Genomic DNA, 14,236 nt, shown 5'->3' on the forward strand with positions numbered 1-14,236 from the left:
CTCTCCTCAGCCGGGCTTACGGGCCTCGATGAGGAAGCGCGTGGTGTGCGCGACGAACGGGCCCTCGGTGCGGATGCGTTCGTCCAGTTCCCGCAGCTTGTCCCGGTATTCCGCGACGGTGAACCCGGGCACCATCCAGATCACCTTCCGCAGGAAGTAGATCACCGCGCCGATGTCGTGGAACTCGGTCCGCAGCGACTCGTGGCGCAGGTCCACGATCTCCAGCCCGGCGGCCTCGGCGTCCCGGCGGGCGTCGTCGGGGTGGCGGGCCCGCCGTGTGCTCTCCGGCTGCGGGCCGAGGAAGTACTCGACGAGCTCGAAGACGCTGGCCGGGCCGACCTGTTGGGAGAAGTACGTGCCGCCCGGCCGCAGCACGCGGGCGATCTCCGCCCACCACACGGTGACCGGGTGCCGGCTGACGACGAGGTCGAAGGCGTCGTCGGCGAACGGCAGCGGCGGCTCGTCCTCGTCCGCGACGACCGCCACGCCGCGCGGGTGTAGCAGGGCGGTCGCCTTGGCGACGTTCGGCGGCCAGGATTCCGTGGCCACCATCAGCGCGGGCAGCTCCGGCGCCCCGGCGAGCACCTCGCCGCCGCCCGTCTGAATGTCCAGCGCGGCCTCGGCGCGAGCCAGCCGCTCGCCCATCGCGCGCTGGTACCCCCAGGAGGGGCGCTGCTCGGTGGCGCGCCCGTCGAGCCAGGAGAAATCCCAGCCCTCGACGGATACGGACTCGGCTTCGGCGACGAATTCTTCGAAGGTACGGGGCATGGGGCGAGCATCACAACAAAAGGGCGGGAGGGCAAAGGAATTCGCGGGGGCTCGCGGAAGAAGCCGCCCGGAAATCCCCCGGGAAGGCCCGCGGAGCTCCCGGGAAGCCCGGGGGAAGACCTCGGAAAGCCTTCGGAAAACCCTTGGAAAGCCCCGGGAATCCTGCGGAAAACTCCGGGTCGGGCCCTCGTAAAGGACGTCAGGGAGCAGACCGTCAGGAGGTGCCCGCTGCCGCCCGTACGGTGTGCTGGAGCAGCAGAGCGGTGGTCACGGGCCCCACTCCGCCCGGCACGGGGGTGAGCGCGCCGGCGCGCTCGGCGACGGAGGCGGCGTCCACGTCGCCGGTCAGCCCGCCGTCCTCGGTGGGGTTGGTGCCCACGTCCACGACGACGGCCCCGGCCCGTACGTGCTCGGCGCCGAGCAGGTTGGCGCGGCCCACGGCGGCCACCACCACGTCGGCGGCGGAGGTGACGGCCGCGAGGTCCTTGGTGCGCGAGTGGCAGACGGTGACCGTGGCGTTCTGGTCGAGGAGGAGGTGCGCGGCGGGCTTGCCGACGACGTTCGAGCGGCCGACGACGGCGATGTGCCGGCCGGTCAGCTCGACGCGGTGGTGGTCCAGGACGCGTACGACGGCCTCGGCGGTCGCCGGGGCGAACGCGGGCAGCCCGGCGGCGAGCCGGCCGAGGGAGAGCGGGTTGGCGCCGTCGACGTCCTTCTCGAACGCGATGGCCCCGGCCAGCTCCTCCAGTGCGGCACCGTCGGGCAGCGGCGTCTGGAGGATGATGCCGTGCACGCCCGCGTCGGCGGAGAGTTCGGCCAGCTTCGCCCGGATGGCGCCGGGGGCGGCGTGCTCGCCGAGATCGACGATGTCGCAGCCGATGCCGGCCTTGGCGGCGGCCCTGGCGATGGACCGTACGTACCAGGCGCTGGACTCGTCGGCCGTGGCGACGACGACGGCGAGCTTCGGCGGCGTACCGGCGGCGGTGAGGGCGGCGGCCTCGGCGGCGGTGTCGGCGCGGATGGCGGCGGCGAGTTCCTTGCCGGACAGGGGTGTCGCGGTCACTTGGCGATCTCCTGGCGTACGGCGTCCGTGAGTTGCTCGGCGCGGACGGCGAGGGCGTCGACGCGGGTGGCCTCGGCGGCGAGTTCGGCGCGTACCCGCTCGTCCTTGATGCCGCCGAGGTTGATCTCGACGTTCACGCGGGCGGTGGTCGCGGCGGCGCGGGCGGCCTCGGCGGCGGCCGCGACATCGGTGACGACGTTGCGGTTGCCGGCCGGCAGCAGCTCCTCGGCCAGGTCGATGACGGCGGCCGCAACGGAGATGACGGCGGCCGGCGCCCGGCCGGCGCCGACGAGCGCGTCGGCGATCGCGGCGGAACGTGCGGCCTTCGCCGCGTCGTCGCCCCTGGGCAGCTTGTACGCCTCGGTGACCGCCGTGAACGCCGCCGCGTCCTCCTCGGCGAGCCGCAGCGCCCGCTCCCGCAGCTCATCCGTCTCGGCGGTGACCCGGGCGACGAGATCCGCGTGCGCGGCGTACTTCTCCCCGGTGCTGTACCGCGCCACCATCCCCAGCAACGCCGCCCCCTGCGCCGCCTGCAACGCCGCCACCGCACCCCCGCCCGGCGCGGGCACCCGCCCCGCCAGCCGCTCCAGAAACCCACTGATCGTCTCGTCGCGCATCACCATTCGCCCTTCCGCTCGGGGACGAAATAGTCCCACGCGCGGGCGGGCGGACGGCGCTGCCCGCTGCCCCAGCGCGCGCCTAGGCGGCGTGCGGGGTGAAGGCGACGGTGGAGACATCGCCGTCCAGGGCGATGTTCAGCGACGCGTCCAGCGCCTTCGCGAGCCGCGCCAGCAGGGGGAGCGTCGGGACGGTCCCGCCGAGTTCGAGCTTGGAGACCTGAGGCTGCGTCATGCCGGCCCGCTCGGCGAGCCCGGCCTGGGAAATACCCAATTCGGTGCGCCGGTCGTACACGGCCTGCCCGAGATCGAAAGCCAAGCGGATCTCCGTCCGCGCCGCCTCGACCTCGGGGGACTCCACATGCCCCTCCGCGATCGCGCGCTCCCGCGCGAGCTTCCAGCGTGCGTGGCTCATCAGCCTTCTCCCTTCGTGAGGTTACGAGTGAACACTTCGTGCGCGGCTTCGTGCTCTGCTTCGCAGGACTTGCGAGCCTGCCGCGCACGATCGACTTCGGCTTCCTCGCGCATCCTCGTCTTGCGGAAGACCGTCAGGAAGACAATCCGCCGTCCGGGGGCCAGCCAGTAGGTCAGGCGCATGGCGTTGCCATCGTGGCCCAGGGTGAATCGCAGTTCGCGCAAACCATCGCCGAGGTGGCGGCCGAACGGCTCGGCCAAAGTGGTCGGCGCGTCCAACAGGCGTTCTGCGGCGTGCTCGGCTTGGAGGTAATCGCGATTGGACAGGTTATCCAGCCAGTGCCGGACCTCCGGTTCGATCTCGATCACCCATCGCTCATCCATATAGCTGAGTGTATAGATAGTCGAGTATCTAAGCCAGGCACGGACAAGCATCCTTCGCGGGGTAGCTGCGTAGCGTGGCGTGTATGCGAGGGCCCGAGTGCCAGACGAGGGGCGTCGGGGGCGGGGAGATAGGAAAAGGCAAGGAGGAAAACGCACCCCTTGCCACTCTCAACATATAGCGCACTGGGGGGCTTGCGGCAAGGGCCCGGGGGTGGGGCAGAATCCCCGGACCGAGGCCGGAACCTTGCTAAATGGGGGATTTGAGAAGTGCGTATTTTGTTGTCGGCTCATGGGGTACGGGATAACGCCGCGGCGGTGACGGCATGAGCACTTTGGCCACCAGTGCCTTCGACCTTCCCGACCACCTTTCCGCCAAGGCGGACCCGGCGCTGATCGACGGGGACGAGCGGCACTTCGCGGCCGTAGCGGCGTGCCTTGAGGAGACGATCGCCGAACTCTCCGCCCGGCTCGACGACGCGCGCAAAGCGCCCGGCGGCATCGGGCGCGCGGCGATGGACCGGGACGCCGAGGTGCACCGGCTGACCGCGCGGCTGCGCACCCTCCGCCGGTTCGGGCTCGACCTGTGCCTGGGGCGCATCGTCCCGGCGGGTGGGGCGGGGGACACCGGCGGTGCGGGGAGCGCCGGAGGGGCGGGGGACGGCGACGGGGCGGGTGACGGCGACGGGGCAGGTGGTGCTGGGCCTGCGGGGCCGGCCGAGCCCGTTTACATCGGGCGGCTCGGGCTCACCGACAGCACCGGGCGCAGGCTCCTGCTCGACTGGCGTTCGCCCGCCGCCGAGCCGTTCTTCGCGGCGACGCACGCCAACCCCCTGGGCCTCATCAGCCGCCGCAGGTACCGCTGGACCCGCGGCCGTATCAGCGACTACTGGGACGAGGTCTTCACCGCCGACGGCCTCCAAGGGCACGCCGCGCTCGACGACCAGTCCGCGTTCATCGCGAGCCTCGGCGGCCACCGCTCGGACCGGATGCGCGATGTGCTCGCCACCATCCAGGCCGACCAGGACGCCATCATCCGGGCGGGTTCCCGCGGCGCGCTCGTCGTGGACGGCGGCCCCGGTACGGGCAAGACCGTCGTCGCCCTGCACCGCGCCGCCCACCTCCTCTACTCCGACCCCCGCCTCGGCCACCGCCGCGGCGGCCTGCTGTTCGTCGGCCCCAGCCGCCCGTACCTGGCCTACGTCTCCGACGTGCTGCCCAGCCTCGGCGAGGAGGGCGTGCGGACCTGCGTCCTGCGCGACCTCGTCGAGGAAGGCGCCGCGGCGGCGGTCGAGGCGGACCCTCGCGTCGCCGCTCTGAAGGCCACCGCGGACCTGGTGAAGGCGGTCGAACCGGCCGTCGCCCTCTACGAGGAGCCGCCCACCGAGGGGATGACCGTCTCCAGCCACTGGTCCGACATCTGGCTGAGCGCCGCCGACTGGGCCACCGCCTTCGCAGCGGTGGAACCGGGCACCCCGCACAACGAGGCCCGCGACCAGATCCTGGAGGCCCTGCTCTCGATCCTCGTCGACAAGGCGGGCATCGGGGAGGCGGGCGTCGAGGAGGAAGGCATTTGGGGAGGTGGCTTCGGAGGGGAGCAGTTCGGCGATGAGCGCTTCGGAGGTGAGGGGTTCGGCGACGAGCGCTTCGGTGGCGACGGTTTCGGAGAACAGGGCGGCAGCGGCGGTGACGGCCCGGCGCCCTCTCCCGACCTACTGCGGAGGTCCCTGCGCCAGGACCGGGGCCTCATCCAGGCTCTGCACCGCGCCTGGCCGATGATCGAGCCCGCCGACCTCGTCGGCGACCTCTGGTCCGTCCCCGCCTACCTGCGCAAATGCGCCCCTTGGCTCAGCCCCGACGAGGTCCGCGCGCTCCAGCGCCCGGAGGCCCAGGCGTGGACGGTCTCCGATCTGCCGTTCCTGGACGCCGCCCGGCAACGGCTCGGCGACCCGCACGCGTCGGCGCGCGAACGCCGCCGCGCGGCCGCCGTCGCCGCCGAACGCGCCCGCAGGGCCGATGTCATCGCCCACATCCTGGAGGACAGCGACATCGACGAGAGCCAGGGCGCGGTGGGGATGCTGCGCGGCCGGGACATCCAGGACACCCTCATCGACGAGGACGCGCTGCTCGGCACCGAACCGGACCTGCTCGCCGGCCCGTTCGCCCACATCATCGTGGACGAGGCGCAGGAACTGACCGACGCCGAGTGGCAGATGCTGCTGCGGCGCTGCCCCTCCCGCAGCTTCACCATCGTCGGCGACCGCGCCCAGGCCCGGCACGGCTTTACGGGGCCGTGGCGGGAGCGGCTGGCACGGGTCGGCCTCGACCGGACCACCGTGGCCACCCTCGGCATCAACTACCGCACCCCGGAAGAGGTCATGGCGGAGGCCGAACCGGCCATCCGCGCCGTCTTCCCGGACGCCAATGTCCCAACCTCCATCCGCGGCAGCGGCATACCCGTCGCCCACGGCTCCGTCGCGGACCTCGACGCGGTGCTCGACGCCTGGCTCGCCGAGCACGCCGACGGCGAGGGCATCGCCTGCGTCATCGGCGCCCCCGAGCCCCGGCGGGCTGTCCAGGCCGTCCAAGCGGCGTCCCGGGTTCTCCGGACGACCCCGCGCGTACGGTCGCTCACCCCTGAACTCTCCAAGGGGCTCGAATTCGACCTTGTCGTCCTCCTCGATCCGGACGGATTCGGCGACGGCATCGAAGGGGCCGTCGACCGCTATGTCGCGATGACCCGCGCGACCCAGCGGCTCGTCATCCTCACCAGCGCGTGACGCGGGCGGGGCGTGCGGTAGCGGTAGCGGTATACGGAAGGCGGAGCACGAACTGAAGAGGAGGCGGCACCACATGGCGGAGGAGCAGCAGGACCCCATGCCGTACGGCCTCGTACCGTACGACTCCACCCCGTACGACCTCGCCGGCGCCCAGCGCGCCCACTGGCAGCGTACGTACGGCGCCCACCCGGGCATGTACGGGCCGGAGCCGTCCGCCGCCGCCGTCCACGCCGCCGCCGTCTTCCGTACGGCAGGGAGCGGCGGCGGGGCCGGGGGCGGGGGCCCCGCCCGTACGGAGGCCCGGAAGGTGCTGGAGCTGGGGGCCGGGCACGGGCGTGACGCGCTGTTCTTCGCGCGCGAGGGCTTCACCGTGCACGCCGTCGACTTCAGCCCCGCCGGGCTGGAGCAGTTGCGCGACGCCGCCCGGGCCCAGGCCGAGGACGTGCGACGCCGGGTGACCACCGGGGTGCACGACGTCCGCGAGCCGCTGCCGCTGCCGGACGCGTGCGTGGACGCGGTCTTCGCGCACATGCTGCTGTGCATGGCCCTGTCCACGCGGGAGATCCACGCCCTGGTCGGCGAGGTCCGGCGCGTCCTGCGGCCCGGCGGCGCCTTCGTCTACACGGTGCGGCACACCGGCGACGCGCACTACGGCACGGGCAGGGCGCACGGCGACGGCATCCACGAACACGGCGGCTTCGCCGTGCACTTCTTCGACCGCGGCCTCGTCGACGCCCTCGCCGAGGGCTGGGTCCTGGAGGACGTCCACGCCTTCGAGGAGGGCGAACTGCCCCGCCGCCTGTGGCGCGTCACGCAGCGTCTGCCGCGCTGAGGACGCGTACCGCGTACCGCGTGCCGGGCGCCGGGGACCGGGGGAGGCCCGTCCGTGTGCCGGGGGTGTCGGAGGAGGGCCGGCCGCGGTTCGTTACGCGCTCGCGGCGTCGGCCGTCTCCGGTTCCCGCAGGGACGGACAGCCGCCCTGCTCGGATTCCGGGAGGAACCGCCCGGCCCATTGGGTCAGCTCCTCCAGGGCCGGACGCAGCGCCTCGCCCGCGGGGGTGAGGCGGTAGGAGACGCGCAGCGGGGGACCGGCGTCGACCTCGCGGCTGACCAGGCCGGCCGTGCCGAGTTCGGCGAGGCGGTCGGAGAGCACGCGTTCGCTGATCCCGTTGACGGCGCGGCGCAGCTCCACGAAGCGGCCCGGGCCGCTCATCAGGCTGGCCAGGATCACGCCGTTCCACCGCTTGCCCAGCAGGGCGAAGACGCGCTCGACCGCGCTGCCCGCCGCCGCGCACTGTCCCGCGTCCCGCTGCTCCTGTGTCATGCGTTCCATGCTACCGTCCCCCTGATCAGTTGCTGCGTAAAAGTATGTTGCTTTTGTTTTGTGAGTACCTTAAGTGGCCTATGGAGCTGCTGCGCCCTTGCGTCCTCGGTGAGGGCCGCGTCGTCAGCCGCTCCGCGCCGCGCGGTCCGCCAGTACGGGCAGGGCCTTCTCCAGCCGCCCGTCCTCGTCGGCGAAGGGTAGCCGCAGATGGTGGCGGAAGCCGTCCACGGCGGAGAAAGCGGGGCCGGGGACGACGAACACCCCATCACGACGGGCGAGTTGTGCCGTGGCCTCGGTGTCGGCGCCGGGGATCTCCACCCACAGCGCGGAACCCCCGGCCGGGCGTTCCCAGCGCCAGTGGGGGACCCGCGCCCGTAGCAGCCGCTCGGTCTCCGCCAGCCGGTCGCGCAGCCGGGCGCGGCGCAGGGCGCGGGCCTCGGGCAGACGCTGGAGCAGTTGTACGGCCACCAGTTGCTCCACGACCGGGCAGGCCAGGTCCACGGACTTCTTGATCTCGGCGAGCCGGGCGACGACGGTGGGGGTGGCCCGTACCCAGCCGAGCCGGAGGCCGCCCCAGAACAGCTTGGACAGGGTGCCGACGGTCGCGGTGGCGGCGGGCGGCAGCCGGGTGGCGAGGGAGGCCGGCGCGGCGTCGTCGCGCAGGTCCAGCTCCGCGTAGGAGTTGTCCTCGACGGTGTAGAGGCCGTGTTCGGTCAGCACGTCCGCCCACGCCTGCCGGGACCGCGCGTCCAGGGACCGCCCGGTGGGGTTGTGGACGGCGGGCTGCAGATAGACCAGCCGGGGGCGGAGATGGCCGACGAGGCGGCCGAGGGCCGCGGGTTCGGCGCCCGCCGCCACCGGTACAAGCCGCGCCCCGCGCGCCCGCAGCGCCTCCAGCGCCCCGCGGTACGTCGGGTCCTCCACGATCACGCTGTCGCCCGGCTGCACCAGCCCCTGCGTGATCAGCCATACGGCCTGCTGGGAACCGGCCGTGACCAGGATCTGGTCCGCCGTGGTCGGCAGCCCCGCCGCCCGGTGGTACCCGGCGATCGCCTCGCGCAGCGCCGGCAGCCCGTACGGCAGATAGCCGTCGTGCAGCAGCGCCGCCGCGAGGTCGCGGGCGGGCAGGCCGCGTACCGCGTCGGCCACCGCGGGCAGGCCGTCCAGCGCGCCGCTGGACAGGTCGATGCCGCCGTCGCGGGCCCCGAAACCGGCCAGCCGCCCCTCGCTCGCGGGCGCGTCCGGCGCGCCCGCGCCGCGCAGCCGCGACCCGCTGCCCCGCCGGCTCTCCAGCCAGCCCTCGGCCTCCAACTGCCCGTACGCGGCCGTCACCGTCGAGCGGCTGACGCCCAGCGCCGCCGCCAGCACGCGCTGCGCGGGCAGCATGGTGCCGGCCGGCACGTCGCCGCGCTGGGCCAGCTCGCGCAGGGCGTCCGCGAGGAGACGCGGCAGGGGCTCCGCGCCGCCCTTGGTCCAGCCGGTGAGCAGCCGCGAGAGCCTGGTGGGCGGAATGCGGTCCATTCGGTCCATGCCCGACATCATCTCCGGCTTCTCCGCCTCCGTATTGCGGAGGTATGTGCATTGCGGAGGTGTCCGCGCACCACAGGCCAATTCGCCCGAAGTGGTCTTTGGGGGCGGTCCGCGGCCGGTCGATGATCGGAGCACTGACCGTCCACTCAGTCCGTTCAAAGGAGAAGGACATGGCGAGCGTGGTGCTGCTCGGGACGCTGGACACCAAGGGCGCGGAGTACGCGTGGCTGGCGGAGCGGCTCCGCGAGACCGGCTGCGAGGTGGTGGTCGTGGACGCCGGGGTGATGCCGCTGCCCGACGGCGCGTTCCGCGGCGACGTCGACGCGGCCACCGTCGCGAGCGCCGCCGGACACGAGCTGGCGGAGCTGCGCGCGGGCGGGGACCGCGGCGCGGCCGTACGGGCCATGGCCGAGGGCGCCGACCGGGTGATCGCCAAGCTGCACCGGCAGGGCCGGCTGCACGCGGTGCTGACGGTGGCGGGCAGCGGCGGTTCGTTCATCGCCGCGCGGGCCATGCAGTCGCTGCCGATCGGGGTGCCGAAGCTGCTGGTGTCCACGATGGCCGCCGGCGACGTCGGCCCGTATGTGGGCAGCAGCGACATCACCCTGATGTACAGCGTCGTCGACATCGCGGGCGTCAACTCCGTGTCCCGGCTGGTCATGGGCAACGCGGTGGCGGCGGCGGCCGGGATGGCCGCCCGGTACGAGCGGAGCTTCAGCGCCCCGCCCACGCCGGGCCGCGAACTGATCGCCGCCAGCATGTTCGGCATCACCACGCCCGCCGTCGACGCCGCCCGCGCCCGCCTGGACGAGCTGGGCTACGAGGTGCTGGTCTTCCACGCCACCGGCTCCGGCGGCCGGGCGCTGGAGAAACTGGCCGCGGGCGGGTTCCTCGCCGGCGTGCTCGACCTGACCACCACCGAACTCGCCGACGAACTGGTCGGCGGCGTCCTCAGCGCCGGCCCCGACCGCCTCACCGCCGCCGGCCGCGCGGGCGTACCGCAGGTGATCGCGCCCGGCGCGCTGGACTCGGTCAACTTCGGCCCCGCGGACACCGTCCCGCCGCGCTTCGCCGACCGCCGCCTCCTGGTGCACAACCCCACCGTCACCCTCATGCGCACCACGCCCGAGGAGATGGCCGCCCTCGGCGACACCATCGGCCGCAGACTGGCCGCCGCGGACGGCCCGGCGGCCGTCCTGTGGCCGCTGGACGGCGTCTCGGCGATCGACGCCGAGGGCGGCCCGTTCCACGACCCGGCCGCCGACGCGGCGGGCCTCGCCGCGCTGCGCCGGGCCGTCGAGGGCAGCGCGGTCGAACTGCGGGAGGTGCCGGCGCACCTCAACGACCCCGCGTTCGCGGTGGCCGCGGCGGAGCTGCTGGACCGGATGATCAGGACGCGGCGGGAGGCGGAGGAGGCGGTCGACACGACGCGGCCTTGATACGGCGTGGCTTTGGTACGGCGTGGCTTTGGAACGGCGTGGAGGGAGGCGGAGGAGGCGGTCGACACGGCGTGGCTTTGGTACGGCGTGGCCTTGGAACGACGCGGCCTTGGAACGAAGCGGCCTTGATACGGCGCGCCGCCTGCCGCCTGACGTAGGAGCATCAGCACCAACCCCACCTGGCACTGGCACAACACGAACAGCACTTGGCGCAGTACCCGCAGAACCGATGGAGGACCCACCATGGACCGCACTACAGCCCTGGCCCGTCTGATCGGCCAGGTGAGCGCCGGCCGCGCCGTCATCGGCGCGGGCGCGGGCACCGGCCTGTCCGCGAAGTGCGCGGAGGCCGGCGGCGTCGACCTGCTGATCATCTACAACTCCGGCCGCTACCGGATGGCCGGCCGTGGTTCCCTCGCGGGCCTGCTGCCGTACGGGGACGCCAACGCCATCGTGCTGGACATGGCCGGCGAGGTACTGCCGGTCGTACGGGACGTGCCCGTGCTCGCCGGGGTCTGCGGCACCGACCCGTTCCGGATCATGGGGAACTTCCTGGACCAGTTGAAGGCCGTCGGCTTCACGGGCGTACAGAACTTTCCGACCGTCGGCCTCTACGACGGAAAGTTCCGCGAGAACCTGGAGGAGACGGGGATGGGCTTCGGCCTGGAGATCGACATGATCCGCCAGGCCCACGAGCGCGAACTGCTCACCGCCCCCTATGTCTTCGACGCCGACCAGGCGGCCGAGATGGCGCGGGCGGGCGCGGACGTCCTCGTACCGCATGTGGGGCTCACGACCAAGGGCTCCATCGGCGCGGCCACCGCCCTGACGCTCGATCAGGCGGCGGCGGCCGTACAGGAGATGCACGACGCCGCGAAGCGGGTCAACCCCGACATCATCGTGCTCTGCCACGGCGGCCCGATCGCGGAGCCCGAGGACGCGCGGTACGTCCTCGACCACACCTCCGGCATCGCGGGCTTCTTCGGCGCGTCCTCCATGGAACGGCTGCCCACGGAGCGCGCCATCACTGACCAGGCGCGCGCTTTCAAGTCGCTGGCGCTGTAACGGGGGTGGCGGTTGGGGGCCGTACGGGCGGGTGGACTCTGGATTCCACCGCCCGTACGCCCGTACGCCGGTATGCCGGTAAGCCTGTCCGTACGGCCCGAAGCCAGGCGAGATGGCGGGGGGTCAGGCGGCGGCGACGGCCGGCTTGAGGACCTCCTCGCACCACTGCCGGAAGGCGGTCGGGGTCGTCGACTCGGCGGTGCGGGGCTCGGCGAGGTCCAGCCCCTGGTTCTTGGCGTCGAACATGTCGACCATGCCCTGGGCCATGGCGTCGCTCATCCCGAAGCCGGTGAGGCGGTCCTTGAGCGCGGCGCCCGGGAGCTGCTGGTAGCCGACCTCCGTGCCGAGGACGTCGGAGATGATCTGGGCCATGTCGTTGGGCGACAGGTTCTCGGGGCCGAGGCAGGCGACCTGGCCGGACCCGTTCCATGAGGGGTCGAGCAGCAGCCGGGCGGCGGTGGCGGCGATGTCGCGGGTGGCGACGGTGGGGTTCTTCAGGTCGGGGGCGGCCATCATGAAGAACATGTTCTTCTCCTTGATCGCCTTGGCGTGGTTGAGGAGGTTGTGCATGAACGACGGGCAGGCGACGGCCCGGAAGGCGACGCCGGAGGCGGCGATGAGGTCGCACATCGCCAGCGACGCGGTCACCATGCCGGCGCGTTCGCCCAGCGATGTGCCGCGGCCGAGCGCCGAGATGGCGACGACGCGCTGGACGCCGTGCCGGGCGAACGCGTCGCACGCGGGCCGGGTGAAGTCGACGTAGGCGGCCTGGAGGCTGGGCGCGGTCGGCTCGTCCGGCGCGAGCCAGAAGACGGCCTCGGCGCCGGCGCACGCCTGGTCGATGACGGCGGGGTCGCCGTGCGAACCCTTGACGACCTCGACTCCGGGGTGGTTCCGGACCTCGGGGTCGAGTCGTTGGGGGTCGCGGGCGACGAGCCGCAGGCGGGCGCCGCTGTCGAGCAGGTCGTCGGCGAGCAGGTCGTTGACGAGGATGCGGCCGATGGTGCTGGTGGGGGCGGTGATGACGATCATGAGAGTGCTGTTCCTTCTGGTTTGCTCGCCGGCTCTCTTGTCCTGCCGGTGCCGGTGCCGCCGGCGACCCCGTGAGCAGTCCTCGATCGGAGGGCTGGGGCTGGGCTGTCGCACATTCCGGCGGACGTGTTCACTGTCGGCTTCACTGTCGTCGGTGAGGGGGCCCGGTAACAATGCAAAGATAGGCACCTAATCATTGACTCAGACGTAAAAGCGCAGTTCAGAGGGGTGAATGGGTTGATGGACCTCAACCTGCTTCGGGTGCTGGACGCCCTGCTCCAGGAGAACAGCGTCACCCGGGCCGCGGAACGGCTCGGTACGTCGCCCGCGGCGACGAGCCGGACGCTGGCGCGGCTGCGCCGTGTGGTCGGCGACCCGCTGCTGGTCCGCGCCGGCCAGGGGATGGTCCCGACGCCGAGGGCGCTGGAACTCCGGGAGGAGGTCGGGGCGTTGCTGCGCGGCTGCGACAACGTGCTGCGGCCGGGAGCGGGCTTCGAGGCGGTGCACCTCCAGCGCACGTTCACCGTGCAGACCACCGAACTGCTGCTGGTGGGGGTGGCCGGGGCGCTGACCGACCGCATCCACCGGGAGGCCCCGCTCGTCGACGTGGTCTTCCTGCCGGAGGCGGTGGAGGGCGGCCCGGCGCTGCGGCAGGGCTGGGTGGATGTCGAACTGGGCGTACTGGGCGACTTGGACCCGGAGATCCAGACCCGGCAGCTCGCCCAACGCCCGTTGGTGGGCATCGCGCGCAGCGGCCACCCGCTCTTCGACGGGCGCATCGACGCGCGCCGCTTCGCCGCAGCCGACCACATCGGCATCTCCCGCCTCGGCAAGCGCTACGGCCCCATCGACAGCGCCCTGGCCGAACGCGGCCTGCGCCGCCGCACGGCGGTGGTCGTGCCGAGCCATACGAGCGCGATGATGCTGGCCCGCACCACGGACCTGGTGGCCCTGACCCTCACCGACTGGCTCCCCGACACCACGGCGGCCCTGGGCCTCCGCACCTTCCCCATCCCCCTCGACCTGGACCCCATCCCCCTAGGCATGGCCTGGCACCCCCGCAACGCAACAGACCCAGCCCACCACTGGTTCCGCGAGCACTTGGCGGCGGCGGTGGGGGGGTGAGGGGGGTGAGGGGCGGGGGAGCAGGGGTTGATTTGCCGCCTGGGGGCCGGTGGGGGCGGGCGTCACGGCTTGTCGCTGGGTGGGGCGGTATCGCCGGCGGCCGGGTGCGGCTTTCGTCTCGGGCCCTCCGGGCCCAAGGCGCTGGCAGCGGCGGGGGGAGGGGGCCGTCCTGAGGTCCGGTTCGCTGTCCGTCGGTCGGTGGGTGTCTGGGGTTAGAGAGGGCTCGCTGCGCTTCGCCGCTGGCTGCTGCCGCGAGGTGGTGGTTGTGCTTGTTCGGGTGCGGGGGCTCGGGGAGTTGCGGCCCAAGGATTCAAGGGCGGCGGGCGGGGTGGCTCGGGGCGGGTTCGCTCCGTGCGGGCGGGGTCGGGCTGGGGTCAAGACGGGCTCCGCTGCGCTCCGCCGATGCGGCTGCGGGGTGCGTTGCGGCTTGAGGTTCATGCCAGCGGCGGCCAGGGGTGGGCAGGGGGCGACTCGCTGCCTGCGGGTATGGGGAGGCAGCCGTCACAGCCGGTCGCTGGGTGGGGCGGTATTGCGCCCGACCGGGTGCGGCTTTCGTCTCGGACCCTCCGGGTCCAAGGCGCTGGCAGCGGGAGGGGAGGGGGCCGGGCTGAGGACCGGTTCGCTGCCTACGGGTGGGGTTATGGCTGAGGTCAGAGAGGGCTCGCTGCGCTTCGCCGCTGGCTGCTGCCGCGAAGTGG

13 protein-coding genes are annotated in these 14,236 nt (G+C 72.9%); 5 read left to right on the plus strand and 8 right to left on the minus strand.

The window, feature by feature from the left end; genetic code table 11:
* Positions 1-6: 6 nt before the first annotated feature.
* The 5 genes from IF55_RS33630 to IF55_RS33650 all read right to left on the minus strand — a co-directional run bounded on the left by IF55_RS33630 (position 7) and on the right by IF55_RS33650 (position 3,246).
* Positions 7-768, minus strand: coding sequence for a class I SAM-dependent methyltransferase (locus IF55_RS33630; protein WP_030886445.1), 762 nt, complete (start codon positions 766-768; stop codon positions 7-9).
* A gap of 214 nt (positions 769-982) precedes the next feature.
* Positions 983-1,831, minus strand: a complete 849-nt coding sequence (locus IF55_RS33635) for a bifunctional 5,10-methylenetetrahydrofolate dehydrogenase/5,10-methenyltetrahydrofolate cyclohydrolase (RefSeq protein ID WP_030886448.1) — start codon at positions 1,829-1,831, stop codon at positions 983-985.
* Positions 1,828-2,448, minus strand: coding sequence for a cyclodeaminase/cyclohydrolase family protein (locus IF55_RS33640; RefSeq protein WP_030886451.1), 621 nt, complete (start codon positions 2,446-2,448; stop codon positions 1,828-1,830). Before IF55_RS33640 ends, IF55_RS33635 begins: the two co-directional genes overlap by 4 nt.
* A gap of 82 nt (positions 2,449-2,530) precedes the next feature.
* The gene (locus IF55_RS33645; RefSeq protein ID WP_030886453.1) at positions 2,531-2,863 is read right to left on the minus strand and encodes a helix-turn-helix domain-containing protein; all 333 of its coding nucleotides are present in this window, start codon (positions 2,861-2,863) and stop codon (positions 2,531-2,533) included.
* A complete protein-coding gene (locus IF55_RS33650; RefSeq protein WP_030886455.1) occupies positions 2,863-3,246 on the minus strand; it encodes a type II toxin-antitoxin system RelE/ParE family toxin in 384 nt (127 codons plus the stop codon). The genes IF55_RS33645 and IF55_RS33650 overlap by 1 nt, the downstream gene beginning before the upstream one ends.
* Before the next feature lie 323 nt (positions 3,247-3,569).
* Here IF55_RS33650 and IF55_RS41050 point away from each other — a divergent pair, with 323 nt between their 5' ends.
* Positions 3,570-6,023 carry a HelD family protein gene (locus tag IF55_RS41050; protein WP_030886457.1) on the plus strand — a complete coding sequence of 818 codons (2,454 nt, stop codon included), beginning with the start codon at positions 3,570-3,572 and terminating at the stop codon, positions 6,021-6,023.
* Positions 6,024-6,120: 97 nt separating this feature from the next.
* Positions 6,121-6,855, plus strand: a complete 735-nt coding sequence (locus IF55_RS33660) for a class I SAM-dependent methyltransferase (RefSeq protein ID WP_030886460.1) — start codon at positions 6,121-6,123, stop codon at positions 6,853-6,855.
* Positions 6,856-6,948: 93 nt separating this feature from the next.
* Here IF55_RS33660 and IF55_RS33665 read toward each other — a convergent pair whose 3' ends face one another.
* Complete coding sequence (locus IF55_RS33665) at positions 6,949-7,347, minus strand: winged helix-turn-helix transcriptional regulator (RefSeq protein ID WP_048832996.1); 399 nt, start codon at positions 7,345-7,347, stop codon at positions 6,949-6,951.
* 123 nt (positions 7,348-7,470) lie between these two features.
* Positions 7,471-8,877 carry an aminotransferase-like domain-containing protein gene (locus IF55_RS33670; RefSeq protein ID WP_169767312.1) on the minus strand — a complete coding sequence of 469 codons (1,407 nt, stop codon included), beginning with the start codon at positions 8,875-8,877 and terminating at the stop codon, positions 7,471-7,473.
* 170 nt (positions 8,878-9,047) lie between these two features.
* On the opposite strand from IF55_RS33670, the gene IF55_RS33675 reads away from it, so the two are divergent.
* Complete coding sequence (locus IF55_RS33675; RefSeq protein ID WP_030886468.1) at positions 9,048-10,316, plus strand: Tm-1-like ATP-binding domain-containing protein; 1,269 nt, start codon at positions 9,048-9,050, stop codon at positions 10,314-10,316.
* 243 nt (positions 10,317-10,559) lie between these two features.
* Positions 10,560-11,381, plus strand: coding sequence for a phosphoenolpyruvate hydrolase family protein (locus IF55_RS33680; protein WP_030886472.1), 822 nt, complete (start codon positions 10,560-10,562; stop codon positions 11,379-11,381).
* A gap of 123 nt (positions 11,382-11,504) precedes the next feature.
* On the opposite strand, the gene IF55_RS33685 is transcribed toward IF55_RS33680, so the two are convergent.
* The gene (locus IF55_RS33685) at positions 11,505-12,413 is read right to left on the minus strand and encodes an NmrA family NAD(P)-binding protein (protein ID WP_030886475.1); all 909 of its coding nucleotides are present in this window, start codon (positions 12,411-12,413) and stop codon (positions 11,505-11,507) included.
* Between the two features lie 240 nt (positions 12,414-12,653).
* On the opposite strand from IF55_RS33685, the gene IF55_RS33690 reads away from it, so the two are divergent.
* Positions 12,654-13,538: a LysR family transcriptional regulator gene (locus IF55_RS33690; protein ID WP_048832994.1), complete on the plus strand. Its 885-nt coding sequence runs from the start codon at positions 12,654-12,656 to the stop codon at positions 13,536-13,538.
* The last annotated feature ends 698 nt before the right edge of the window (positions 13,539-14,236 follow it).

Source organism: Streptomyces varsoviensis, assembly GCF_000718635.1.
GTDB lineage: Bacteria > Actinomycetota > Actinomycetes > Streptomycetales > Streptomycetaceae > Streptomyces > Streptomyces varsoviensis.